Source organism: Sphingobacterium puteale (assembly GCF_050986225.1).
Lineage (GTDB): Bacteria > Bacteroidota > Bacteroidia > Sphingobacteriales > Sphingobacteriaceae > Sphingobacterium > Sphingobacterium puteale.
On sequence record NZ_CP158959.1, the window covers coordinates 1,515,745 to 1,539,085 of the forward strand.

At 41.6% G+C, this 23,341-nt stretch carries 24 protein-coding genes; 8 read left to right on the forward strand and 16 right to left on the reverse strand.

Features of this window, described 5'->3' with window-relative positions:
- Positions 1 to 59 precede the first annotated feature (59 nt).
- Positions 60 to 956 carry a helix-turn-helix domain-containing protein gene (locus tag ABTV71_RS06280; protein WP_433902535.1) on the reverse strand — a complete coding sequence of 299 codons (897 nt, stop codon included), beginning with the start codon at positions 954 to 956 and terminating at the stop codon, positions 60 to 62.
- 49 nt (positions 957 to 1,005) lie between these two features.
- Positions 1,006 to 1,497, reverse strand: coding sequence for a GNAT family N-acetyltransferase (locus tag ABTV71_RS06285; RefSeq protein WP_433902536.1), 492 nt, complete (start codon positions 1,495 to 1,497; stop codon positions 1,006 to 1,008).
- Positions 1,498 to 1,711: 214 nt separating this feature from the next.
- Here ABTV71_RS06285 and ABTV71_RS06290 point away from each other — a divergent pair, with 214 nt between their 5' ends.
- Positions 1,712 to 2,161 (forward strand): VOC family protein, encoded by a 450-nt coding sequence (locus ABTV71_RS06290; protein ID WP_433902537.1) that lies wholly within the window; start codon positions 1,712 to 1,714, stop codon positions 2,159 to 2,161.
- A gap of 157 nt (positions 2,162 to 2,318) precedes the next feature.
- On the opposite strand, the gene ABTV71_RS06295 is transcribed toward ABTV71_RS06290, so the two are convergent.
- Positions 2,319 to 2,681, reverse strand: coding sequence for a DUF4180 domain-containing protein (locus ABTV71_RS06295; RefSeq protein WP_433902538.1), 363 nt, complete (start codon positions 2,679 to 2,681; stop codon positions 2,319 to 2,321).
- An 81-nt stretch (positions 2,682 to 2,762) separates the two neighbouring features.
- Entirely contained in the window at positions 2,763 to 3,548 is a 786-nt protein-coding gene (locus tag ABTV71_RS06300; RefSeq protein ID WP_433902539.1) for a class I SAM-dependent methyltransferase, read from the reverse strand.
- Between the two features lie 289 nt (positions 3,549 to 3,837).
- Here ABTV71_RS06300 and ABTV71_RS06305 point away from each other — a divergent pair, with 289 nt between their 5' ends.
- Positions 3,838 to 4,671 carry a hypothetical protein gene (locus ABTV71_RS06305; RefSeq protein WP_147430427.1) on the forward strand — a complete coding sequence of 278 codons (834 nt, stop codon included), beginning with the start codon at positions 3,838 to 3,840 and terminating at the stop codon, positions 4,669 to 4,671.
- 183 nt (positions 4,672 to 4,854) lie between these two features.
- Here ABTV71_RS06305 and ABTV71_RS06310 read toward each other — a convergent pair whose 3' ends face one another.
- From ABTV71_RS06310 to ABTV71_RS06320, 3 genes are read right to left on the reverse strand one after another with little or no spacing between them, the layout of a single operon-like run.
- A complete protein-coding gene (locus ABTV71_RS06310) occupies positions 4,855 to 5,952 on the reverse strand; it encodes an efflux RND transporter periplasmic adaptor subunit (protein WP_433902540.1) in 1,098 nt (365 codons plus the stop codon).
- Positions 5,949 to 9,239 carry an efflux RND transporter permease subunit gene (locus tag ABTV71_RS06315; RefSeq protein WP_433902541.1) on the reverse strand — a complete coding sequence of 1,097 codons (3,291 nt, stop codon included), beginning with the start codon at positions 9,237 to 9,239 and terminating at the stop codon, positions 5,949 to 5,951. Before ABTV71_RS06315 ends, ABTV71_RS06310 begins: the two co-directional genes overlap by 4 nt.
- A 10-nt stretch (positions 9,240 to 9,249) precedes the next feature.
- A complete protein-coding gene (locus ABTV71_RS06320) occupies positions 9,250 to 10,638 on the reverse strand; it encodes a TolC family protein (RefSeq protein WP_433902542.1) in 1,389 nt (462 codons plus the stop codon).
- A 171-nt stretch (positions 10,639 to 10,809) separates the two neighbouring features.
- Here ABTV71_RS06320 and ABTV71_RS06325 point away from each other — a divergent pair, with 171 nt between their 5' ends.
- Together ABTV71_RS06325 and ABTV71_RS06330 are read left to right on the forward strand one after the other, a co-directional pair.
- Positions 10,810 to 11,820, forward strand: a complete 1,011-nt coding sequence (locus ABTV71_RS06325) for a sensor histidine kinase (protein WP_433902543.1) — start codon at positions 10,810 to 10,812, stop codon at positions 11,818 to 11,820.
- A gap of 2 nt (positions 11,821 to 11,822) precedes the next feature.
- Complete coding sequence (locus tag ABTV71_RS06330) at positions 11,823 to 12,518, forward strand: LytR/AlgR family response regulator transcription factor (RefSeq protein WP_433902544.1); 696 nt, start codon at positions 11,823 to 11,825, stop codon at positions 12,516 to 12,518.
- Between the two features lie 2 nt (positions 12,519 to 12,520).
- Here the strand turns inward: ABTV71_RS06330 and ABTV71_RS06335 are convergent, their stop codons facing one another.
- Positions 12,521 to 12,991 carry an OsmC family protein gene (locus ABTV71_RS06335; RefSeq protein ID WP_433902545.1) on the reverse strand — a complete coding sequence of 157 codons (471 nt, stop codon included), beginning with the start codon at positions 12,989 to 12,991 and terminating at the stop codon, positions 12,521 to 12,523.
- Positions 12,992 to 13,181: 190 nt separating this feature from the next.
- Positions 13,182 to 14,078, reverse strand: coding sequence for a LysR family transcriptional regulator (locus ABTV71_RS06340; RefSeq protein ID WP_433902546.1), 897 nt, complete (start codon positions 14,076 to 14,078; stop codon positions 13,182 to 13,184).
- Positions 14,079 to 14,175: 97 nt separating this feature from the next.
- On the opposite strand from ABTV71_RS06340, the gene ABTV71_RS06345 reads away from it, so the two are divergent.
- Together ABTV71_RS06345 and ABTV71_RS06350 are read left to right on the forward strand one after the other, a co-directional pair.
- On the forward strand, positions 14,176 to 14,787 hold the full coding sequence (locus ABTV71_RS06345) for an NAD(P)H-dependent oxidoreductase (RefSeq protein WP_121125047.1): 612 nt from the start codon (positions 14,176 to 14,178) through the stop codon (positions 14,785 to 14,787).
- Positions 14,784 to 15,074, forward strand: coding sequence for a putative quinol monooxygenase (locus tag ABTV71_RS06350; protein ID WP_433902547.1), 291 nt, complete (start codon positions 14,784 to 14,786; stop codon positions 15,072 to 15,074). Before ABTV71_RS06345 ends, ABTV71_RS06350 begins: the two co-directional genes overlap by 4 nt.
- Positions 15,075 to 15,123: 49 nt before the next feature.
- On the opposite strand, the gene ABTV71_RS06355 is transcribed toward ABTV71_RS06350, so the two are convergent.
- The 5 genes from ABTV71_RS06355 to ABTV71_RS06375 all read right to left on the reverse strand — a co-directional run bounded on the left by ABTV71_RS06355 (position 15,124) and on the right by ABTV71_RS06375 (position 18,285).
- Positions 15,124 to 15,441: a hypothetical protein gene (locus ABTV71_RS06355; protein WP_146190990.1), complete on the reverse strand. Its 318-nt coding sequence runs from the start codon at positions 15,439 to 15,441 to the stop codon at positions 15,124 to 15,126.
- 176 nt (positions 15,442 to 15,617) lie between these two features.
- Positions 15,618 to 16,343: a glutamine amidotransferase-related protein gene (locus ABTV71_RS06360; protein ID WP_433902548.1), complete on the reverse strand. Its 726-nt coding sequence runs from the start codon at positions 16,341 to 16,343 to the stop codon at positions 15,618 to 15,620.
- Between the two features lie 28 nt (positions 16,344 to 16,371).
- Positions 16,372 to 17,106, reverse strand: coding sequence for a YggS family pyridoxal phosphate-dependent enzyme (locus ABTV71_RS06365; protein WP_433902549.1), 735 nt, complete (start codon positions 17,104 to 17,106; stop codon positions 16,372 to 16,374).
- Between the two features lie 9 nt (positions 17,107 to 17,115).
- On the reverse strand, positions 17,116 to 17,655 hold the full coding sequence (locus ABTV71_RS06370; RefSeq protein ID WP_433902550.1) for a GNAT family N-acetyltransferase: 540 nt from the start codon (positions 17,653 to 17,655) through the stop codon (positions 17,116 to 17,118).
- Between the two features lie 18 nt (positions 17,656 to 17,673).
- Positions 17,674 to 18,285 (reverse strand): FMN-binding negative transcriptional regulator, encoded by a 612-nt coding sequence (locus ABTV71_RS06375; RefSeq protein WP_433902551.1) that lies wholly within the window; start codon positions 18,283 to 18,285, stop codon positions 17,674 to 17,676.
- A gap of 133 nt (positions 18,286 to 18,418) precedes the next feature.
- Between ABTV71_RS06375 and ABTV71_RS06380 the strand changes: the two genes are divergently transcribed.
- Positions 18,419 to 18,937 (forward strand): GNAT family N-acetyltransferase, encoded by a 519-nt coding sequence (locus ABTV71_RS06380; RefSeq protein WP_433902552.1) that lies wholly within the window; start codon positions 18,419 to 18,421, stop codon positions 18,935 to 18,937.
- 37 nt (positions 18,938 to 18,974) lie between these two features.
- Here the strand turns inward: ABTV71_RS06380 and ABTV71_RS06385 are convergent, their stop codons facing one another.
- Positions 18,975 to 19,856, reverse strand: a complete 882-nt coding sequence (locus ABTV71_RS06385; RefSeq protein ID WP_433902553.1) for a DMT family transporter — start codon at positions 19,854 to 19,856, stop codon at positions 18,975 to 18,977.
- Positions 19,857 to 19,955: 99 nt separating this feature from the next.
- Between ABTV71_RS06385 and ABTV71_RS06390 the strand changes: the two genes are divergently transcribed.
- Complete coding sequence (locus tag ABTV71_RS06390; RefSeq protein WP_433902554.1) at positions 19,956 to 21,410, forward strand: PLP-dependent aminotransferase family protein; 1,455 nt, start codon at positions 19,956 to 19,958, stop codon at positions 21,408 to 21,410.
- A gap of 2 nt (positions 21,411 to 21,412) precedes the next feature.
- Here ABTV71_RS06390 and ABTV71_RS06395 read toward each other — a convergent pair whose 3' ends face one another.
- On the reverse strand, positions 21,413 to 23,215 hold the full coding sequence (locus tag ABTV71_RS06395) for a mechanosensitive ion channel family protein (protein WP_433902555.1): 1,803 nt from the start codon (positions 23,213 to 23,215) through the stop codon (positions 21,413 to 21,415).
- Positions 23,216 to 23,341: the final 126 nt, after the last annotated feature.

Sequence of the window (23,341 nt, forward strand, 5' to 3'; positions counted from 1 at the left end):
ATACTCCTCAGATCATTTATGCCCTCAAATTCGCTATTGTTCTACCGAATTTCCTTTTTTTACATATTTTGTCTTTTTCGATATTCAGAAGGCGATAACATGGCGTACTTTTTGAAAAAACGGCCAAATGCAGAGATCGAATTGAAGCCTATCGCATAGGCGATGTCGGAAATGGTCTTCTCCGGATTTCCGAGTAGGACATACGCTTCTTTGAGCAAATTTTCGTCTATGATTTCATGGGGCGTTTTCCCAGATGCTTTCTTAACAATACTAATCAGGTATTTGTTTGAAATAAATAACCGATCGGCGTAATATTTTACATCTTTGGATTGGCAGCAATGTTGCTGTACCAGGTCCGTAAACTTAAAGTAGAGGCTATTGGCCTCCTGAATTGTTTCAACAGCATGTTGGTCCTCCATGGCGAGCACATCGGCTATTTCCAGCAGCAGGTTAAATATAATGGTGCGGATAATGTCGGGGGTAAAAGGTGTCGCCCTTAGGGTCACCTCGCTTAAATATTCAAGGAGCTTTAATAATTTTCCGGCGAGTTTTTCTGCCTCGGGTATCATTGCGAATGTCGCATTATTGAATAGTCCCAGTTTTTCGATAAAAAATGGGTTGGCAATGTTTTTAAGTAGAAACAACTTGTCAAAGAAAAGCAGTTTCATTCTGAAATCCTTGCTGACCGCTGTAAATTTGATGATGGTGGAAGGGGCTGAAACAAGTAAGCTATGCTGTGATAGTGTATATTCTTGATTATCAATTTCTACCGTAATCGTTCCGGCTGTGCAAATGCAAATGGCGTAAAAATCGATACGAAATGCATTTCTAGGGTATTCAAAAAGCGGATTGCCCGATGAGATGTAGTAAGGGCGATTGCAATCTACACCAAAGAAAGATAAAGTGTCTTGTAGACTGTCGTGTGTATTTGGATTGATCTTGATGCTAAACTTCATAGGGATTGTCATGTGCAATAGACCTTATTCTTTCGGTGGATAAAATAGGTTATGTGCGTTTTAAAATAAGCTTTTCTGTAGCAATCTCATCTTCGGTACCAACAAAGTAGCTGTGGAACCCAAATTTTGTCAATAGTTGTCTGGAGGCAGTATTATCGGGGTCAATGATGCCGATCACATCCTTATTGGCGTCGATGCTTTTGGCCGTGGACAGCAGAGATTCACAGATTTTGGTGCCGAGACCTCTACGCCAAAACTCCTTTTTTAGCAAATAACCGATTTCAAATACGGTTGGATCTTTTTTATAGTTGACCAATTTGCAGTCGCCCAAAAATAATTGACTCTCGGAATCTATCACCTTAAAATAACCCAATGATGGATCTGTATTGATTTCGAGAATAGAAGCAAATTTTTTCTCGGCCTGCTCGGCCGTTAAACCCTTGCCGGAAATATATTTCATGATTTCGTCGTCCTTGGTAAGTTCTCTAAAAAGGGGGAAATCTTCGGCTGTATATTTTTTTAATTCTAGTGTGTTGTACATGGCTTATGTGTCTTCTACACAAGATAAGGTTGTTTTTCTGTTAAATCAAACTGTTTCGGCTCAAATCATCATTTTTCTGTCTAATTTGTGATTGCCCCGATTAAGCTATCGGAATTTAACTTAAATTGTCATGGAGGAATAAAATACATTGGCTCATGACAACAAAAGTTTGGAATGATGTATAGAAACTGGATCACATTTAACTATTGATACAATGAAGATAGCAGGATTATATGAAACGCATATCCAGGTACGTAATCTGGAGGAGTCGGTCAATTTTTATACGAAGGTGCTTGATCTGCGGATTGCATATCGTGATCCCAGTCGACCTATCGTTTTTTTGTGGGTAGGCACAGGTAAGGAATTTATGTTGGGACTCTGGCAGGAGGAAGCTAATTTTCAGCCGCGGCATTTTGCTTTTAGAGCAAGTAAAGAAGATATCTTGAATTACGCAGTAGATTATCTCAGGGAAAGGGATTTAAAACCTTACAATTTTTTGAAAGATGGTGTAGAAAAACCAATGGTATTTGCCTGGATGCCGGCATTGGCAATTTATTTTAATGATCCAGATGGAAATCAATTGGAATTTATTGCCCTATTGGAAGGCGAGGGGAGGCCAGAATTGGGTGTGATGTCCTACGAGGATTGGTTGCAGCTTTCATAAAAAATAAGTGGCTATTTTAGACATGCCCAAAAAGGTGTCTAACTTTTTTGGGCATTTTTCTGCTTAGAAAGCAGAAATACGATTTTGCATTTAAGTTACGTTTAGTGCGTATTATTAAGCAAGTTAAAGACCATCTTGAATAGATCAGGTTGCACCATTAACCCTTTGATAGTCTAGTAATGGCTTCGTCCCGCGTAGCAACAAAGTTGATCTTACGGCCTTTATTGCTTTCGTAGATAAAATCATTCAAACTTTTACTGTTATAAATGGAAAAGTCTCCAACAATAGCAACGTCAAAATCGTACTGCGTATATTTTTGGAGAATATCCCCCGCCAACTTCGTTTTGAGTTCAAAAAAATCAGGCGAAATATTTTCTTGGTATAAGATTGCTTTATATGCTTCCTGTGCGCCACAGTCTACCATGATCTGTAAACCGTCATCGAGATTATTGATGAGCATGCCTGAGTCTTTTACCTCAGCAATATTTTGATCGTTTACTTGAAAAATGTCGATTTTCATATTTTTTGTTTGAAATATTGATTGTTCATAAAATATTGTGTTGATTGGACATGGACACTAAACTACAAATAAAATTGTTATCTATGCTTTTCCTCTTACGTCATTCATTTTTAAGGTCATTGATAGGGCCTCCGTTTCGATCCAGTTGCTGTAATCTGCAATGGCTTTTAAACGCAGTTCATCAGTAATATACCCTTCTATGACCATTTGTTGCGACTGGGCAACTTTGATCCAGATGCCAAGATTGGTCTGGAAATGATCGTCGCCCTTGGTATAGGTCTGATCGGCGTTGATCGTCTCAATGGCTGCAAATCCCTGTTGTTGGATTAAAGTGGCGATTTCATCTGCGACACGGTTGTTCATCCCTGCATCGGCACGCCATTTCAGAAATTTATGATAAAACTCCTGCATACTGGCTGGCGGTGCAGGGTTCCATTCAATTGCGGTATGGTTATAATCCAGGATCGAAAGCTGTCCTCCGGGTTTCAACCAGGATTTGAACAGTTTTAAGGCCTTAGGAATATCACTTAGCCATTGCACTGTTCTTGCAGTCATAATCAGGTCAAACTGATGTGGAGGCTCATAACTGAAAATATTATCACATACAAGATTAAGATTGGCGGTGTCACAGTAGTGCTGATTCCCTATATCAATAAACGATTGGGTGTTGTCTAAACCGATCACTGTTCCGCCCGCAATAAGTGAGGCGGCTTCATTTGTCAGTGTTCCAGTGCCACAGCCTACATCGAGGATCGCTAAACCGGGTTTTAACAAGGGAAGAATGGTCCGGTAGTCATTTGCCAATGTTCGTCTTTCAAATATTTTATTTGCCTGCTGGTCTTTTCTGTCAATAAATTTCTCTTTCATTTGATTGGTTTAGTGTGCCGTAAATATAATTTGCTTTGACGATAAAACAAACCTCTTTTTTGATGGGAGGACCGCCAGAGGGTACCTTCGGGTCGATTAAATTTTTTTAAAATGATTCACCGTCGCTGCATAGGTTGAAAATAGGGGAAAATAAGGTTAAAAACTTAAAGTGAAGTGACAGCGGATAAAACTTTTGGATAAGAATTTATTGGGAAATATTTTTTATATTAGTAAATAATGATTCTAACATCATGTAATTGCACTTAACGATACAAATACAACTTGTAATATGAAAAAAATAGCCAAAATCCTTGCACCAATTTGCTGCGCATTTTTACTTTCTGCTTGTACTTCAAATTATTTAATGACTTTCAATGGCGACAATATAAAAAAGAATGAAGAGAATGGCCATTTTTCATTCGATAATGATACGATTAAGATTGATTATTCTTTTGCTGGTAAAGAGGGTAAGGTATATCTAAAGATAGCGAATAAATTGGATAAGCCTGTCTTATGGGATCTGAAAAGTTCGGCGCTGATCATCAATGGCAAAGCGTTCAGTTATGCTGCTGAAAGCGTGGCAATCAAAGGAGAAATTGATGGAACTGTTTCGGGCTTTGGAAATAGGAAAACAAGCATATTTAATGAAGACTTGTTACGTGGGTATTTTAATGGCACTATAGGTTTGCCAAAGGATGTGGTGCTTATCCCACCGCATGCTTATGTAGATGGCAGCTATTTTGATCTTCGAAACGATGTGAAGGAAATTACCAAATCATCAAAAAAGGAAAAGGTATATATGTATGATATGAATGGGGAAAGTTATGCTGTGCAGCTTGCCAAATTTGAGCCTGTTGAATCACCATACAATCTGCGTAGTTTTTTGAGTTATTCGGTGTTGGTCGACGGCCAGGTGTTGCCGAAAACGACAGAACAGCAGTTTTATGTGGAACAGCTCTGGCAGACCGGAACAGTATCATTGAATAATATCGTAGAGATTTATACAAAAAGAGGGGATGTGATGGCGTATAAAGAGAAGAAAGGACAAGATGTACTGTTGGTTGGAGGAGCTGTTGCATTGACGGCCGCAGCAATAGCCATCGATGATAAAAAAGTGGAGTAGGGAATCGGTCAACGCCTTTAAATTTATGGGCATATAGTCGTTTAAAAATAATGAAAGCCAATAGAGCATCCGATATTTTTGGAAACCCTATTGGCTTTTAATTTACTTGTATTCCCGAGAGCTTCTTTTCCCCCTTAATTGCTCATGGGTTTCATTTTTATTCTTAGGACAGCTTCCTTGCTTTTATTTAACGGTGGTGCCATCCGCGATTTCTTCATCGGCCTTACTCACAAGCCGCATGGCCGGATTAAGGTTGCCAAAGATTTCTACCTGTCCATCAATGCTACGTCCTTTTTGTACTGGAACACGATTTGTTTTGTTGTTTACAACGGCGATAACAAAACTCCCTTCCCCTGAGGTAAAGACTGCTGTTTTCGGGACAACAAAGGTGCTATCTTTGGAAGTTAAGGGCAACTCGACCTCGGCAACCATACCCGGGAGAAGTTTGTTGTTGGTATTGGTAATGTCGATTTCAACTCTTTCGGATCGGAATCTGCTATCCAGTGCCCCCGATTTACGTGCGATCTTGCCTGAAAACTGTTGGCCCGGCAAGGACTTTACGGTAAATTGTAGCGGTTGATCTGCTGCCAGGAAGCCGGCATATTGTTCGGGTACGGCAACGGCCAGGCGGAGTTTGCTCTGCTGTTGGATGGTCATGATCGGCATTTCCGATCCTCTTCCGGCCGGTCCGACATAAGCCCCCTGATTGACATTCCGCGTGGCGATAACGCCATCAAATGGCGCACGAATTTCGAGGTAGTTCAATAGATTCTGTACCTCCGCATAGGCTGATTTTGCCGCCTGAAATTGGGCAAAATCAGCATTCTTTTTCGCCTCGGCAACCTCAAGATCCAACCGGGCTACAGTACCTTCGACTTTACTGGTTTCGAACAGTCTATCGTAGGTACTTTTGGTGGCCATGTAAATCGCTTCCTGTGACTTTAACCTTGACTTTGCGGCCGACAACTGTGAGCTCAATTCTGGTGCTTCCAGGACAGCTAACAATTGTCCAGCCTGAACCCGACTGCCAATGTCAACTTTTAAGGCCCGCACATAGCTGCTCACTTTGGCATAAATTTCTACCTGCTGAAATCCGCTGATCTCGCCCGGTATCTGCATTTTGTTCGTTAGTTTCTGTTTGGACGGCGCAAATGTTTCCATTGCTGGACTTTCCGTTGCCGTTGCTACTTTTTTGCTGTTTTCCTCGGCAGCGGACTGACATCCGGTTAAGTAGGCGAACAGGCCTACTGCGGATAATATTTTTAGGAGATTGTGTTTCATGATAAAGGTTTTAATGCTGCGATATAATGTTTACTTTCTTCGTCTTCGGGATCTAAGGAGATCGATTGGGTGCTGCTTTTCTCTTGTGCCCAAGCAAATATTAACGGTAAAATCACCAGTACGGCAAACGTAGAGAAGAGTAAGCCTCCGATAACGGCACGTCCCAATGGGGATACCTGTTCACCGCCTTCACCATGACCGATAGCCATTGGCAACATCCCGACAATCATGGCCAAACTGGTCATAATAATAGGACGCAGACGCAGTGAAGCGGCTTCACGTGCTGCTGCCAGTGCATTTTGATTATGCTTGCGGATATGCTCGGCATTGGTGATCAATAGTACGGCATTGGCGATGGATACCCCCACAGACATAATAATACCCATATAGGATTGCAGGTTGAGTGTTGAACCGGTGAATAAGAGCATCAGCAGGGACCCAAGGACAACGGCCGGGACAGTGGTGAGGACGACCATAGATACTTTAAATGACTGAAAGTTGGCCGAGAGCATCAGAAATATCACAATAATTGCTACAGCCAGACCTGCCTGTAGGCTATCCATGGTTTCATCTAATACTTTTCCCAATCCGATCTGCTCCACCGAAAGACCGCGTGGAAGTTCGCCCAAAGCTTTTATACTACGTTGTACATCTTTGGAGGCTGTTTTTAGATCGGTATGATCAATATTGGCCGTGACGGAAATGTAGGGCATAGCACCTAAGTTGTCGTTCTCGCCATAAGTATAGGACGGCGTAATGGTGGCAATGTCGCTCAGTATTGGCCTTGACGAATTTTTTAACAATGGAATTTCACCAATCTCTTTCTCGTCTTTCATTTTATCAATCGGAACCTGTACTTGCACATTGTAGGATAGTCCCGCTTTTTCATCAATCCAGGTATTTTTTTCTGTATAACGGGAGGACGATGTTGCCGCGATCAGTGATCGGGTCACTTCTGCAAGGTCAATACCGAGCTGAGCGGCACGCACCCGGTCAATATTGATGTCATAGGACGGGTATTTGATGGATTGCGCCAGCTGTACATCCCTGAAATAGGGAATAGCTTTCAGTTCTTCGATTAATTTACCTGCATATTTCTCATTATTCTTTTTGTTCTTGCCGGCAATTCGCACCTCGATCGGTGTTGGTGAACCTTGGCTCAGGACTTTATCGGTGAGTTCGATGGGTTCAAAGGAAACTTGCACATCTGGAAGAGCGGCTTGGAGACGTTTTCTATATTCGTCGCGGAAGCTGTCCATATCGTGCTCGTAATCTTTAAGAGCGATTTGAAAAACTGCTTCATGAGGTCCGGCCATAAATAGGTAGATTGGCGATACAGAAAACTGTCCAGGGTGCTGGCCAATGTATACAGAGGAAATCCCTATATGTTCTTTTCCAACAAGTTTTTCAAGTTCGGCCAACGCGCGTTTGGCTTTCTCCTCGGTACGTTCAATACGGGTTCCTTCAACCGCACGCAGACGCATCTGAAATTGGCTCGAATTGACCTTTGGAAATACGTCCTGTCCAATCGTATTGAGTAAAACGAGCACCAGGCTTATGGCACCAACTAGGTAGACGACGGTGATAATTTTCTTCTGTTTGAACAGTCTGTCGATCATTTTCATAAACCGATTTCTGAAACGTTCAAACAGGCTGATCTTGCCATCGTTGTTAAAATCTTCCCGTTCGACCAGAAGTTTCTTCTGATTCAGGGTATCTTGTTCGGATTCAACGGATAGACCTGTTTCGGCAAATTTTACTTCATCTGCATTTAGCCCTTTTGGATTTATTTTATGCGGGCCGGCTTTGTGATGATCTTTCATCAACCAGTTGGCCATGACCGGTACAAAAGTCTGTGACAGCAGGAAGGAGATGATCATGGAGAATCCAATGGACAGGGCTAAGGGTAAGAATAAAGATCCCGGAATACCTGTCATTGTAAAGGCCGGAGCAAATACGGCAAGGATACACAATAAAATCAACAGCTTTGGCAGGGCAATTTCCTTACAGGCATCCCAGATTGCCAATGCTTTGGGTTTGCCCATATCGAGGTGCTGGTGTATATTCTCTATCGTCACTGTACTCTCGTCAACGAGGATGCCGATTGCCAGTGCCAATCCACTCAGTGACATTAGATTGATCGTCTGTCCAAATAGTTTCAGGAAGAGTACACCCGAAATAACAGAGATCGGGATTGTTAGGATAACGATCAAAGCTGCTCTACGGTCGCCCAAAAATAATAAGACCATCAGACCGGTGAGTATTGCTCCAATAGCGCCTTCGGTGATCAAACTTTTGACGGAGTTGATGACATAGACGGATTGGTCAAACTCATAAGATAATTTGACATCTTCGGGCAGGGTATTCTGTATTTTGGGAAGTGCGGCCTTTAGATTTTGTACGACCTCCCAGGTGGAGGCATCCCCTGCTTTGGCAATACTAACATAGACCGATCGTTTGCCATTGACCAGTGCATAACCTGCCGTGACATCGGCACCATCTTTCACCGTAGCGATATCACCCAGATAGAGATTTTGTACACCGCCTTTAAAAAGCGGGATTTTCTCAAAATCTTTTACATCCCGAATGGTGTTATTGGTGGGTGTAATGTAGTTTTTATCTTTTATACGGACATTTCCGGCAGGTGCGGTCTGATTGTTGAGTTTTAAAGCCTCGACAACCTGATCAGGGGTCATATTGTGACTGCGCATCAGATCGGGATCCACATTGACTTCGATTGTACGTGGACTACCGCCAAATGGTGGCGGGGAAAGTAATCCCGGTATGGAGGTAAATGAAGCCCGTACATAGACGTTGGCCAGATCCTGTAGCTCATTGTTGGAACGTTTATCGCTGCTGAGTACCAGTTGCCCTACAGGGAGTGAAGATGCGTCAAACCGGATAATAAAAGGCGGTTGTGACCCTGGGGGAAAGATGGCCTGGATACGGTTGGCCAATGCACTCAATTCGGCTGCAGCCTGAGCCATGTTGGTATCCTCGTAGTAGGAGATCTTCATCAAAGTCAGCCCCTGGATATTTTTGGTTTCAATGGATTTGACTCCGTTGGCAAAAAGCAGGATATTGACGTAGTTTTTAGCAAAATAAGACTCCATCTGATCTGGAGAATAACCTCCAAAGGGGTGCGCAATATAAATAACAGGAAGGTTCATTTTGGGTAAAATGTCTACCTTGATCGTGCGTACTGCGCCTATTCCAAATACAATAAGTCCCATGACCAACACAAGGATGGAGATTGGCTTACGTAAGGCAAAACGGATTAAATTCATGCGATGTTATTTATAGTTCTTTGTTGAAAATATCGAAATCTCCCGCTGCTGCAGCTTTCAGCAAAAGTGATTGCCAGAGGTTGATATGGACGATTTCGCGATCTGTTTCGGCTCGATTAAGTGTATATAGGGTCTGGGTGACATCCACAAGTGTTGCCAGACCGTTTTTGTACATTGCCATCTTTTGATTGTAGGCCTGTTGGGCCGCTGATACCTGTCGCGGGGCTTCGATATCGCTCTGTTGCGCTAATCTGATCTTAACGTCGGCGGCATCCAGCTGTGCAACAAATTGTGCTGCGGTGGTTTGATATTCCTCCCGTAAAGCATCGTTGGTATGCCGTTGTGCACTGATTTTTTTGTTGATTCGGGCGATCGTGGTTAAATTCCAGTTGATCCCCAGGCCCAAAAGGTAGTTTTGTCGGTTGGGGCGGATACCATCCCAGTAGTTTCTTGTAAAAGCTTGGAGATCTGTCGTGTAATCGCTTTTGAAGCCAGAACCTCTTGCCTGGAAAACACCGAAGGCCGATAAGGTGGGCAGGTATTCCTTGTTTGACAGTCGCAGCTGTTGTTCGCCCACTTCAATCCGGCTTTTGTAATATTGAAGCACGGGGTTATTGTCTACTAGCGTCGGGTCGGTGGTCAGTAGCTGGGTGGGGGTCTTTGTTACCAGTGCAGTGTCAATCTGAAGATCTGTTGCGTTGATCCCCATCAGTACCGTTAATTTGTTGTTTTGCTCTTTCACATTTTCTCCGGCCTGATTCAGGCTGATCTTGGCACGGGACACTTCTGCCGAGGCCAGGGTTGAATCCACACCGGGCAAAATCCCGTTCTTGGCTTTGGTAGCCGCGATGTTAAAGAATACCAGCGCGCGGTCAAGGTTTTTCTGTTGATTTTTTTGAAGGCGCTGACTCGCCAGAAGGTTCAGATAGGCTGCGGCAATCTTGATCTTATGTTGGAATTGTTCTTGTTGAAGATCAATTTCCAATCGTTTGCTGTCCGCTTTACTCAATTCGATGCGCTCTTTTCTGCGGCCAAAGGTGTAGATATCCCAATTGATGTTGGCAAGATAAAGCGCTCCAAAAGCGGAATTCCAATTTTGCTCCGGTAGTGCCGCACCCGAGGAAGCAACACCAAGCCCTCCAAATCCATACAATGGGCCATTCTGTCCATTGATGGTTCCATAATCTTGTTGCGCTGCAACGGTCAAATTAGGCCAGAAGTCGCGTTTTACCTGTTCGTTGGTCTGTAGTGCTGACTGGACATAATATGCCTTTGCCTTAATAATTCCATAATTTGCAAGACCTTGGTCTACGGCATCACGGATGGTAAGCTTTTGTGCAAATGAGGTTGAGGTCGCAAGTGATACAGCCAATGACAACACTAAATTCAATTTCAGCATAGGTTATATATCATTTTATGGAAACGAAGATAGGACTGAACCTTGTTGTATAGTCCGTTTAAAATGATCTATGGCGTTTAAAAGTGACCAATGTAATTCGTCATTTATTTTTCGGTGGTTATAAACTTAATACTTTTACTTTGTAACAGATTTCTAACACAACATGGGAGTATGAGAAAGGTTTTCGAAAATAAGATCATACAGGAAACCACATTATTGGTTTTTTCGTTTATCCTCTTTACGCTGAATGACTGGATCCTGATTTTAAGCTGGAAAGGCTTTTTAATGGGGGTGATCTATTTTCTGATCTTATATGTTCATGCGCAGGTGAACCGTTTTTTTCTGCTGCCGCTGCTGCTGAAAAAGAATAAAGCCATATTGTATGCACTGTCCTCCATTGCGACACTGCTGATTTTCGCCTTGATTCTAAAAGAAATAACGGAAAATGTAATCTACAAAAATTGTTTTCTATACAAAAACCTTGCTCAGAAAACATTCCATTATCAGGTCGGCGTATTATTGGGCTCGTTAATCTGTATTTTGGGCAGTATTCAATTTATTGAGTTTTATCGCTTTCAGCGGTTGAAAACACGACGGGAGCTGCTTTCTAACCAAACGCAATTATCTAATTTGAAAAAACAGCTGAACCCTCATTTTTTGTTCAATACATTAAACACCATCTATGGTATCAGCCTCAAATTTCCGGAACGTACTTCTGAACTGATTATCAAGGTATCGCAATTGCTGCGTTATCAAATGGAAAGTAGTGATAAGGAATTTGTGTCTATGGATGATGAGATTGATTTTATTTCGAGCTATATTGAATTGGAACGGGAACGCCTCGGTTATCGAACCAAGATTGATTTTGATTATCAGCGGGAAGAGGGAGTCAATTACCAGATTGCGCCAATGCTACTGATTACATTTGTTGAAAATGCTTTCAAGCATGGCACCTGTAGTATAGAAGATTGTTACGTAGCAATTTCGATCAGGATTGAAAAAGGGAACTTATATTTGCATGTACGAAATTCAGTTCCCGTGAAAAAACGGAATGTCTTTTCGGCAAAAATAGGTTTGGAAAATACGGTAGCACGATTGAAATTGTTATATCCCAACCGCTATCAATTAAACACAAACGCAAGTAAAGAGGAGTTTGAGGTATCTTTAGTCATAAATCTTTAGCTATGGAGAAAAATCGCTGTATTGTGGTTGACGACGAACCAGCTGCGCATTATGTATTGGTCAATTATATCGAAAGAAGCGCTGATCTGGAATTGGTCGCTCAATGCTATAATGCTTTTGAAGCACTGGAATATCTGCGCAATAACCGGGTTGATCTGATCTTTCTGGATATTGACATGCCCGAAATTACCGGAATGGAATTCTTGAAAATGTTGGACAATCCACCTAAAACGATACTAACAACAGCTTACTCGGAATATGCATTGGAAAGCTATGACTACGGCGTTATTGATTATTTGTTGAAGCCGATATCTTTTCCCCGTTTTTTTAAAGCTGTTCAACGTTTTCTTTCCTATACCAGTAGTCTGATCCAACAAGAGGAGGAACCAAAAACAATAAGTATCCGCATGGATGGACGATTGATTGAGGTGAAGCTTTCTCAGATCGATTTTATTCAAAGTTTTGGTAATTATGTAAAAATCGTGACGCCCGCGCAGACATATCTTACGGCCAGTACTACCCAGCAGATTTTAAAACAGGTACCTGCTTCCAAATTTGTCCGCATCCATAAATCCTATATCGCCTCTATCAATAAGGTCAGTAAGTACGAGCAGGGTATGGTGCAGATCAATGATATGAACCTACCCGTTGGGATTACTTTTAGAAGGGAATTACAAGAACGTCTCAGCAACAGATAAGATTACACTTCAGATCGTACATGGGGCTGATGGAGCACCGGAAAATTCACTGAATTTGCAATAAAACAATATTCATTGGCCTTTTTGTGGAGCGCTATTGCCTTGTCGATCATTTCCGGTCGCTGAACACGAATAGCAGGGCTAAGTGTAACCTCTTTAAAGAAGCCTTTGCCACTCTCTTCCTCGATCATTTTTCCTGTGGCATGGTCGATATACTCTTCAACGACAATATTATTGACCGAACACAAATGGAGATACCATAGCATGTGACAGGAGGATAATGAAGCTAGAAGCAGTTCTTCGGGATTGTGTTTGCTGGGATTCCCACGAAATGCCGGATCGGATGACCCCTGGATAATAACTTTATCTTTTACACTGATCAGGTGGCTTCTTTCGTAGCTGTTGTAATGATCTGTACCACTGCCCAAATTGCCTGTCCATTCGACAGTCGCTTTATATTGATGCTCTTTCATCGAGAAATATTCTAAATTGCCTAATTTGCAATGAAGTTATAAAATTTCTAAAAGAAATTTGCACTAAAACACCATTGTCAAACGAGCAGCGCTGGTGCGAGCCAATTTTGCTATCTTAGCAATGATAAAGAGCTGATTCGAGACAATAAGGTCATTATACAAGATGGGGCCACGCGAACATTTCAGGTATCTACCACTTTTCCTGTAATAATGTCTCCAATTGACTGATTTCCTCCTGATACATTGTTTTCTTGCGTGTGCCGAAATAAAGGGTATTTTCAACCGGAGATTGACCTTCCCAAACGAGCTTAATTTTGCCGGAGGCAATAGCTTCTGCACATAAAAAGTCAGGAACAATAGAAAAGCCTTTGTTATTGCTCAGACAGCGTATAATGGAACTGATATTGGGTACAATGTAATTGGGACTGAAATCCGGATGTTCGCCAAAATGTGTTGACCAGAAATTTCTGAGGTGATCCATATCCGCTGCGGTGCTGTACCAGAGCTGTTTTTTTAATAGCTCGGAAGCTTCCTTAATCTTATTGTCGTGCAATAAAGCTTCGAGCGTTGCTGTATCTGTTTGGCAGCCTGCGATCAGCACGATGCGCTCTTTTGAAAAGGGCTGATAGACTAAATTCTGCTGATTGCCTTTTTGCGGTGTGATGATCAAGTCGAGTAATCCATTGTCCAGATCCTGTTGCATCTGTGGATATTCACCGAATTTAATAATGAGGTTAAAGGGAAGTTGGGCAATATGTTCCTCAAGGGTATATTGAAAGGTTTCAAAACACATACCAACACTAATGGTAATACGTTCATCCAAAGCTCGCTTGTGAAAATGTTGCTCGCCTGTTTCCAGCTTTTTAAGTGGATCAATAATATAATTATATAAAATTTTTCCTTTCTCCGTTGGCACCATCCGGCGTGCTGACCGATCGAAAAGCTTGTGCCCTGTATAGGCCTCCAAAGAATTGAGATGTAGACTTACACCAGGTTGTGAAATAAATAATTCTTGTGCAGCCGATGACAGTGTGCCGGTCTCATAAATCGCCTTAAAAGTTCGAAGCCATTCTAAGTTCCATTTCATATGTATTATTTTAATGATACAAATATACAATTTAAATTATTTGTGTTATTAAAAAATATGATAGAAATTTGTATTATCAATAAGAAAAATTATAAAGATGAATATATTTATTATCAATGGCGGGCAGGAATTCGCACACTCTGGTGGTTCTTTTAATACTACAATTACGAATTGGACGGTACAAACTTTAGTTAGAAACGGATTTGAAACGCGTGTGACAAATGTAAACGATGTATTTGATCCGATGGTGGAAGCAGAAAATTTTAAATGGGCGGATATTATCGTGTATCATTTTCCTATATGGTGGTTTCAGGTACCCAATCGTCTGAAGCTTTATATCGATGAAGTTTTTACAGCCGGACACAATAATGGAATCTATCGGAGTGATGGTCGTTCACGCAAGAATCCCGCAATCAATTATGGCACCGGTGGTCTAATGCATGGGAAAAAGTATTTTGTGACCACAAGCTGGAATGCGCCAGATACTGCATTCACCATGGAGGGGGAGTTTTTTGATCAACATTCTGTTGACGAGGGCGTTCTGTTCGGTTTCCATAAGATGAATCAATTTGCGGGACTGGAAAGTATCGGAAGTTTCCATTTTCATGATATGGAGAAGGGTGCAACGCAGGAACGTGTAGACAATTACGAAAAAGAGTATAAAGAATATCTGGAAGAAGTATTTTATTTTGAGAATCAATTATCATGAGGATTTATATAACTGCTATTTTAAAAGCAAATGCGTTGTATCGAGACGAAGTGCTGGCTACATTGCAACATATGGTCGAAGAAAGCCGCAAAGAAGCTGCTTGTATTCAATATGACCTACATCACACGATAAACGATGAGAATCAGTTTATCTTTTATGAAATTTGGGAAAGCCGTGCGGGACTGGATAACCATAATCAGCAGCCTTATATCCTGGCTTTCGCACGAATGGCGGAGAAGAAGTTGCAAGAGACGCCGCAGATTTATCACATGGAAAGGATAGCCTGACAGTATTTTGGTAAAGTCAGGAGACTGGGTGGGGGATAAAAATGGGCTGCTATTTATCAACACGAATGATTCTATTGGTTCCCTGTTCTACGCCGATGGTCAGTTTATTCCGCTGCTTTAAACTCTTTTGTAAAAGGCTTAACTCATCTTTTCGTTCACCATTTTTGGTGTCTAACCAAAAAGAGGCTGCCATCATACCGATCTGTATCCTGTAAACTGAATCCTGATCAGGGACGACCTGTTCAATAACCTGATTTTCATACCAAATCAAATTCTCGTCATTCTTTTTAACCGAACAGGAAAATAGCACAAGACCTACGATTAATAAGATGCTTCCGCTCAAAAGATACCTAAGTTTAAAATCCATCTGCATGTTGTTTGATAGCTAAATCTACATTTTTTTCTTGACCTCAGCGCTAAAATATAGTATAAATCGGATGTTTGATCCATTATTTTTGCCAATTAAGTCCTACGAGGTTAATACAGATAACAGTTGATCTATTGTGTGTCTGAGTTTCTTACTAGTACGGTCTCTTTTAAAAGCTATTTTTTCTTATACCGATAGGTAGCTTCCAGATGATCAAGAAATTGAAATAGTTTATTGTTCATTTCGGTAAAGTCGTAACTGCGGATTTGATCTGGGGTCTGGACAAACCTGTGCGCTTGGCTTTTGTGTAAAAGATCTTTTTCTGCTTTGATCAGCAGTTCAACAACTTCTGAATTGAGTTCCATATGGCATTGGAAACCGTAGACCAAATCGTTGTATTTTACAATCTGTCGCGGACAACCAACACTGGTCGCGAGTACCTGACTGTCCGGACTGAGCCCCGGCATATCATTATGCCAATGACCGACAGGAAGGGATTTACCAAAATGCTGTATTTTCTCGTCCTGTAAACCGTCTTGAGTAAGTTGGATTGCAAAGACGCCTATTTCTTTTTCCGGACTCGGTTCGTATATTGCTCCTAGCGCCTCACCGATCAATTGTGCGCCCAGACAAACCCCAATGACGGCTTTACCGGTATGGATACATTCCTTAATCAATGCAATTTCAGCAGGAGCATCATAATAGGGATATTCTTGTTGAGACGAATCTGGACTTTGGGGACCACCCATAATAACCAATAGGTCTATCATCACGCTATCTGGCGGTAGCGTTTCATTTTGATATACCCTAGAGAAACTCGTTTTATGGTGTCGTGTTAACGCCCATTGTAAATACGCTCCCGGGGCTTCAAAATTTTCATGCTGGATAAAATGCACGTGCATAAGCTCTATTTATAGATCAGATTTTCTATTACATCAAATTCTCGTTCCAATAGTAATTATCGGGTGTATTTCGCTGTCCGAATATTGCTGTGCCTACCCGAACAATAGTTGCGCCTTCGGCAATTGCTATTTCCAGATCCCCGCTCATTCCCATGGATAATTCTTGCATTGTCACGTTGGGGAGGTCGAGCCTGATAATTTCTTGTTGAATCTGTTTGAGCAACTGGAAACACTTGCGCACTCGTTCAGCCTCGGCGCTCAGCAGACCGATCGTCATCAGGCCTTTTATACGTAAGGTATTGAAAACCGAAATCTGTCTGACAAGATCAATGACCTGATCCGGAGCAGCACCATATTTACTCTCTTCGTAAGATGTGTTTACCTGAATGAGTATATCTATTGTTTTATTTTCGGCTGTGAGTCGCTGATGGAGCTTTTGAGCTAAATCGAAGCGATCAACAGAATGCACGCAGGAAACGTTATACTTAAGGATTTCTTTGATTTTATTGGTCTGCAAATGTCCAATAAAATGATTGATGTGTGGAATCTCTTTGAGATCTTCGTATTTCTCCTTTAGTTCCTGGACCTTGTTTTCGGCAATTAAGGTCTGTCCAGTTTTTAAAGCGATTTTTATGCGCTCTGCTGCTACAGTTTTTGTTGCGAGCAATAATTTTACTTCTTCTGGATCTCGACCACTACTCTGGCAAGCCTTTTCGATACGCTGGAGTATCGTTTTTATATTGTCACTGATAGTCGCATTCATAGTTTGAAATTAATTGTTAATGACACTTTTTTTCATCAAAATATCAGTTTGTTCATCATCACCTAATTTGAAAATATGTTTATCGAAGGCGACAAAACCATTTTTTTGATAAAAACTGATTGCACGATGATTTTCCTCCCATACACCCAGCCAGATAAACCTAACATTTTTTAACCTAGCGATATCCAATGCTTTTTCATAAAGAAGCTGCCCGACTTTTTTCCCATGAAATTCTTGTAATACGTAGATACGTTCTATTTCCAGTGCATGCTCATCTTGTAATTCTGTTTGCGCCTGTTCACTGTTTATTTTGAGGTAACCAATGACCCTATTACCGAGTTGTGCAAAATAAAACTCCGACCCTCGATTGCTCAATTCAGCCAATAATGTTTCATTCGAGAATTTTTCCGCCATGTATTTCGTCATATTTTCTGCTGTATTGGCTTCGGAAAATGCCTCGATGAAGGTCTGCTGACTTATACTTTGCAATAGATCAATATCAGTCATTTTCACTTTGAGGATTTTTATGTTTGTTGAATTTTTGTCCATGTGACTGTGTATAATAAATTAAGACTGTAAGTTTCTGATAGATTTAACGATGCTTTTTTCGACAGAATTGCCCCCTTTCTCTAAATGTGTAGCAATACGTTCCCTTTCAGCGGGCGCCTTGTTCTGACTAATCTTTTTTTGCCCCTGTAGATCCGTTACTTCCAATTCGAAGGCGACGATGCCGCGCATCATGCCCTTTTTAAAACGTTCCGAAAGTCCTTGCCATTGGGTCAAATAGTCACTGTCATAAGACTTGATCATCTGTTCAAGCACTTCTGTTTTTTCGTCCTCATTATTTATAATCCGTGCTGTTCCGTAGGCATGTACAGCAATATAGTCCCAGGTGGGAACGCTTTCCTCTTTGTCATAATGCATAGGGGATATATAAGCATGTGGTTCTGAAAAAATAACCAACGAAGTGTTTTCTACGATATAGCTGGCCTGCTCATTTGCAACAGCAAAATGTGAGCTTAAAAATAGCTTGTCAGCATGTTCGTTGATCTGAAAAGGAAGTTGTGTCGCTATCGGAATATTGTTTTTAATGGATACAATCGTTGCAAAACTATATTCTTTCATAAATTCGACCTGTTCCGTATAGTCTTCAAATTGAAAATGTTTGGGTACGTACATACAAGGGTGTTTTCGTGATCACAACAAAAATAGGGCTAAAGTGATCGGAGTAAATGGTCCAAATCCAAGAATGTGGATAGTCCAGTGAAAATTTTAACGGGTATAATTGAGATTGTTGGTTATATTTACTTTGATGATAATAAAAGAAGAAATAAGCAAAGAAAATTACGTATTGCGGCGCATAGCTCCAGTACAATGGGAAGACTATAAGAAGATTAGGCTGGAAGCATTGCATACCGATCCGGGGGTATTTGGTAGTAATTATCAGCGGGAGGCGGCCTATAGCCAGCAGGATTGGGTGGCATTACTTGAGAATGAAAATTGTGCGATGTTTGGACTATACAATCAAGAGGCTATCGTCGGACTGACAGGTGTGGTGGTGGACCGTGATGATGCTTCAAATGCTATTCTGATTGCTTCTTTTGTTCGTGAACCCCATCGCGGAAAAGGGCTGTCAAGATTATTTTATCAGGCACGTATTGCATGGGCCCGCGAAAAAGGATGTGCTCAGATCACCGTATCGCATCGCGCGGGGAATGAATCGTCAAAGGCAGCTAATCAAGCCTTTAAATTTACCTATACGCATTCCCGTGAGGTCGAATGGCCGGATGGCACTGTCGCAACTGAACTGATGTATGTGTTGGTTTTATAATTGTTAGCGGACAAGGCCTGTTGTGCTTCATGTCTTGTTATTTGGCAAATTTTTTAGCGCCACCCACGCAGACTATGACGCCAATGGTAACGAATAGCATGCCGATACTTACTTCTTCGTGAAGTAGGCTAGCGGCTAAGATGAGACCAAAGAAGGGTTGAAGGAGCTGTAGCTGTCCAATGGAAGCAATGCCACCCTGGGCTAATCCTTTATACCAAAAGATAAAGCCGATAAACATGCTAAAGAGGGAAACGTACGCAAGACTTGTCCAGGCTCCGATGCTTACATGGGCTACAGTGGTTGGAACAAAAATATAAGTCAAAGGCAGCGCTATTGGTAATGAAAATACCAATGCCCAGGAAATTACCTGCCAGCCCCCCAATGTCTTTGAAAGCTTGCCCCCTTCGGCATAACCCAGTCCACAAAGAATAACAGACAATAGCATGAGTATATCGCCAGCAGGAGAGGAAGATATACCTTGCCTGAGGGCATATCCAACAACCAAAAGACTGCCCAATATCGAAAAGATCCAGAATACCGGACGGGGGCGCTCGCCACCACGAATGATACCAAAAACTGCGGTTGATACGGGAAGTATGCCTACAAAGACAATGGAATGCGCGGAGGTTACATAGCGTAAAGCCAAGGCACTCAATAAGGGAAAACCAATGACTACGCCCAACGCAACAATACCAAGGGATAAAAACTGTGTTTTTTGAGGGAATTTTTCCTTGTTGATCAATAATGCGATAAGGGCGAGTATGCCTGCGATCGTAGCACGGGATACGGTCACAAAGAATGGATCTAAATCTAAGACTGCGATCCGTGTTGCGGGCAATGATCCACTAAATATAATGACACCCATTAAACCGTTCAGCAAACCGCTGGATGATTTCGTTACTTCTGTATTTATGCTCATTGTCAGATGATCTACATTTTGATACAAATCTCGCGAATAGTTAATATTGAGTACAGTTACAGTTTTTGTTTAATGGATGGATACAGTTATATTTACAATATGGGAAAAGACTTTCTGTACAGTGTTTTGGCGCAAAATATAGCGGGTAAAATAAAAAATGGTGTTCTCAGGCCCAATGAACGGCTGCCGTCGGTGCGCATGTTGAGTAAAGAACATGGTATCAGTATGAATACTGCTAAGCGGGTATTCCTGGCATTGGAAGCACAATCACTAATTTATGCGATACCACAGTCAGGGTATTTTGTGAACGCGTTGCCCCAATTCAGATTACAACTACCCGAAACTGGCCAGATACGCCTTGTGGAGGATAGTGTGGAGCCAAATGAGCTGATCAGTAGTGTTTACGCCAATATGGGAAGAAAGGATCTCACGCTGTTTTCCATCGGTGTCCCTTCAGGAGATTTACTGCCTTTGGCGAAATTAAAAAAAGAAATCGTGCTCGCAAGCCGGGAATTGGATGCGGGCGGTGCTGAATATGAACCTCTACAGGGGAATTTAAAATTGCGGAGGATGGTAGCGGCCCGTTCCCTGAGCTGGGATGGTCGATTGACAGCGGATGATGTCATTACGACGAATGGTTGTATGCATGCTTTATCGCTCTGTTTGATGGCATTGACCAAGCCTGGAGATACGATTGCGCTGGAGAGTCCCTGTTATCCCGGTATTTTGCAGTTGGTTCTGAGTTTGGGTTTGAAGGTCATTGAATTGACCTGCGATCCAATGTCAGGAATTGATATCCATGCGCTTGAACGTCTATTGCCCGAAATCAATGTTTGTCTGCTGGTGCCCAACTTCAATACCCCATTGGGCTATTGTATGCCTGATGAAAATAAAAAGGAAGTGGTCAGATTATTCGCTAAGTATGCTATTCCGCTGATTGAAGATGATACTTATGGCGATATCTATTTTGGTCGCGAACGACCCAAATGTTGCAAAACATTTGACGATGATGGTAACGTGTTATGGTGTGGCTCGGTCTCAAAAACATTGGCCCCTGGCTACCGGGTGGGCTGGGTGGCAGCAGGTAAATACAAGGATCAGATTCTCCGTCTGAAATTAATCCATGCCTTGTCGTCGACAACATTGATTCACGAGGCGGTAGGGAATTTTCTGAAAACAGGGAGGTATGATCATCATCTTTATCAACTTCGGAAAACATTGCTGGAAAACTATCAACGGTTTGCCCATGTGATCGCGGAATCTTTTCCGGAAGGAACGCGGATCAGCAGACCGCAAGGAGGGCTAGCACTCTGGGTCGAGCTGCCAAAAAGTATAGATACGACAAAGCTTTACAATTACGCATTAAAAAAGAAAATAAGTATTGCCCCGGGGAGAATGTTCACCCTGCAAAATCAATTTCAAAATTGTATGCGCCTTTGTCTGGGACTACCATGGACGGATGAACTCCGTTTTGCGTTGGCACAGTTGGGAAATCTAGCCAAAATGATGCTCCATGCCAATAAAACTGATCCAAAAATAGAATTCAGACTTTAATACTATTTATCCGTGTTTTTAGGTTGATATTGGGGTACATGATCCACTTTTGCAAATAGGTGCGGGCCATTCATTTCAATGCCTGCAGCCAGAAAGTCATTTAGAATATGTTGATAAATTTCGGATTTGGCCAACTCAATTTCTGCAGATTTGGAAATATAGACATTCAGTTCGTAGAGGACATAAAAATCATCTAGTTTTTTTTGTAATACAAATGGTGCCGGAAGTTGATTGACACGTGCTATACGTGAGGGAATATTTAAGAGCAATTCGTGTATACGTTGCCAAGGTTCTTCATAGCCCACGGTGAGTTCAACCTGAAAACATATTCCTTCTTCTGAAAAGGTCGAATAGTTAACCGTATTGCCTGATAGGATGGACGAATTTGGAATGGTGATTTCTTCATTTTTAATTGTCCTTAACCGGGTTACCAAGGGCGATTTTTCGATGACAACACCTGTCTTATCCGCAATTGTGATCCGGTCACCGATGCGGAAAGGGCGCATATAGGTAATGACGAGACCTGCAATAATATTTGAAATAGCGGAGGATGATCCCAAAGAGAATAATACTCCGATAAAAACAGAGATTCCTTTGAAGATATCAGAGTTTGCTCCCGGAAGATAGGGAAATACAAGTACCAATGTAAAGGCCTGTAGCAGAAATCGGACAATGGTAAAGGTAGGCATGGCAAACTCCCGGTGAAAGCCATTGATCTCCAATTTCCCTTTATCAATTTCGTTGAAAATATATTTCACAAACCGTACGGCATAACGCATGACAAAGAGAATGACAAAAACGGTGATCAGATTTGGAATATAATCCCAAATGGCGAAGACCGCTTTCTTCAGGGGTTTGGTAAAAAGTCCGATCAGATTGGATGCCCAGCTTTGCGTAAAGGGAAAAACACTGAAAACAATGGGAAGCATGATAAAAGCGATCAACACAATCAGTCCCCAACGCGCAATATTGATCATGTTAATGAAAATGCGGGTTTTCTGAACCGAGGTTAGAAATACATAATTTTTGATCTTAACATCCTTGATCCGCTCTGTACGTTCGCTCAATAGGCGATTCGTGCCATATCTTTTTAGTCTATTGATAAAATACACCAAAATCGAAAAGACCACAAGGATAAGGAGGACAAGTCCTGTACGGATCAATACTTTGGCAATGCTATTGTCTGCTCTTTCCTGACTGATGGCCTGTTGGATACGCTTGAGGTATTGTGTGGCAATCTCTTCTTTGCTTTTCCCTTCCAATAGGGCGTCAAGTTCTGTGATGGAAGTAATGATCAGATCTTTGTAAACAATATCTGCGCTGATTTCGTTGTTTTCGATTTTAAAGGAATCTACTTTTACAAAATCGTCTTCATAGAGATTCTCAATTCTGTTGACCACATTGTAGGCGCGATCTTTGGCCAGGGATGATCCTAATTTGTTATAGATATAAAAGAGGGTGTCATTAAATGGTGCGACGGCATAACGCTTGGTGTTTTTTTTGATCGAGTCAACTTTGATTTTTAACTGTTGCTTGCGCAAGTTGTTTTCTTCGTCAAAGTTGTTGAGCTGTTGTTTTAGATTTTCTTTCTTGGCACTATTCTGACTCTTGAGACTGGCGATTTCATGCTGTAGTTTCTGACGTTCGAGTGAATCGTTGATCTGTTGCTGTCGGATATCATTTAATAAGGTACTTAAACCAAGTTCTTTTTTATTGATTGAATCGTTTTCTTGTGCATAGAGCCCAACGATTGTTGAACAAGAACATAGTATAATTGTAAAGAAAAAAATGTAAAATCTTCTCATATTCTCCAAGGTAAAATTGATTCCAAACGATCAGTCTGACCAAACTCGTTCTGATCGGATAGCCAAAGATAATAATGTTTTTTGTTGCACCCAGTTATCGGATGTTCTAATCTTTTCCGATTGTCT

Excerpts from the sequence above, each read along its gene's own strand:
- ABTV71_RS06280 (WP_433902535.1), bottom strand. The coding sequence starts at position 956 with ATGAAGTTTAGCATCAAGATCAATCCAAATACACACGACAGTCTACAA.
- ABTV71_RS06285 (WP_433902536.1), bottom strand. The coding sequence starts at position 1,497 with ATGTACAACACACTAGAATTAAAAAAATATACAGCCGAAGATTTCCCC.
- ABTV71_RS06290 (WP_433902537.1), top strand. The coding sequence starts at position 1,712 with ATGAAGATAGCAGGATTATATGAAACGCATATCCAGGTACGTAATCTG.
- ABTV71_RS06295 (WP_433902538.1), bottom strand. The coding sequence starts at position 2,681 with ATGAAAATCGACATTTTTCAAGTAAACGATCAAAATATTGCTGAGGTA.
- ABTV71_RS06300 (WP_433902539.1), bottom strand. The coding sequence starts at position 3,548 with ATGAAAGAGAAATTTATTGACAGAAAAGACCAGCAGGCAAATAAAATA.
- ABTV71_RS06305 (WP_147430427.1), top strand. The coding sequence starts at position 3,838 with ATGAAAAAAATAGCCAAAATCCTTGCACCAATTTGCTGCGCATTTTTA.
- ABTV71_RS06310 (WP_433902540.1), bottom strand. The coding sequence starts at position 5,952 with ATGAAACACAATCTCCTAAAAATATTATCCGCAGTAGGCCTGTTCGCC.
- ABTV71_RS06315 (WP_433902541.1), bottom strand. The coding sequence starts at position 9,239 with ATGAATTTAATCCGTTTTGCCTTACGTAAGCCAATCTCCATCCTTGTG.
- ABTV71_RS06320 (WP_433902542.1), bottom strand. The coding sequence starts at position 10,638 with ATGCTGAAATTGAATTTAGTGTTGTCATTGGCTGTATCACTTGCGACC.
- ABTV71_RS06325 (WP_433902543.1), top strand. The coding sequence starts at position 10,810 with ATGAGAAAGGTTTTCGAAAATAAGATCATACAGGAAACCACATTATTG.
- ABTV71_RS06330 (WP_433902544.1), top strand. The coding sequence starts at position 11,823 with ATGGAGAAAAATCGCTGTATTGTGGTTGACGACGAACCAGCTGCGCAT.
- ABTV71_RS06335 (WP_433902545.1), bottom strand. The coding sequence starts at position 12,991 with ATGAAAGAGCATCAATATAAAGCGACTGTCGAATGGACAGGCAATTTG.
- ABTV71_RS06340 (WP_433902546.1), bottom strand. The coding sequence starts at position 14,078 with ATGAAATGGAACTTAGAATGGCTTCGAACTTTTAAGGCGATTTATGAG.
- ABTV71_RS06345 (WP_121125047.1), top strand. The coding sequence starts at position 14,176 with ATGAATATATTTATTATCAATGGCGGGCAGGAATTCGCACACTCTGGT.
- ABTV71_RS06350 (WP_433902547.1), top strand. The coding sequence starts at position 14,784 with ATGAGGATTTATATAACTGCTATTTTAAAAGCAAATGCGTTGTATCGA.
- ABTV71_RS06355 (WP_146190990.1), bottom strand. The coding sequence starts at position 15,441 with ATGGATTTTAAACTTAGGTATCTTTTGAGCGGAAGCATCTTATTAATC.
- ABTV71_RS06360 (WP_433902548.1), bottom strand. The coding sequence starts at position 16,343 with ATGCACGTGCATTTTATCCAGCATGAAAATTTTGAAGCCCCGGGAGCG.
- ABTV71_RS06365 (WP_433902549.1), bottom strand. The coding sequence starts at position 17,106 with ATGAATGCGACTATCAGTGACAATATAAAAACGATACTCCAGCGTATC.
- ABTV71_RS06370 (WP_433902550.1), bottom strand. The coding sequence starts at position 17,655 with ATGGACAAAAATTCAACAAACATAAAAATCCTCAAAGTGAAAATGACT.
- ABTV71_RS06375 (WP_433902551.1), bottom strand. The coding sequence starts at position 18,285 with ATGTACGTACCCAAACATTTTCAATTTGAAGACTATACGGAACAGGTC.
- ABTV71_RS06380 (WP_433902552.1), top strand. The coding sequence starts at position 18,419 with ATGATAATAAAAGAAGAAATAAGCAAAGAAAATTACGTATTGCGGCGC.
- ABTV71_RS06385 (WP_433902553.1), bottom strand. The coding sequence starts at position 19,856 with ATGAGCATAAATACAGAAGTAACGAAATCATCCAGCGGTTTGCTGAAC.
- ABTV71_RS06390 (WP_433902554.1), top strand. The coding sequence starts at position 19,956 with ATGGGAAAAGACTTTCTGTACAGTGTTTTGGCGCAAAATATAGCGGGT.
- ABTV71_RS06395 (WP_433902555.1), bottom strand. The coding sequence starts at position 23,215 with ATGAGAAGATTTTACATTTTTTTCTTTACAATTATACTATGTTCTTGT.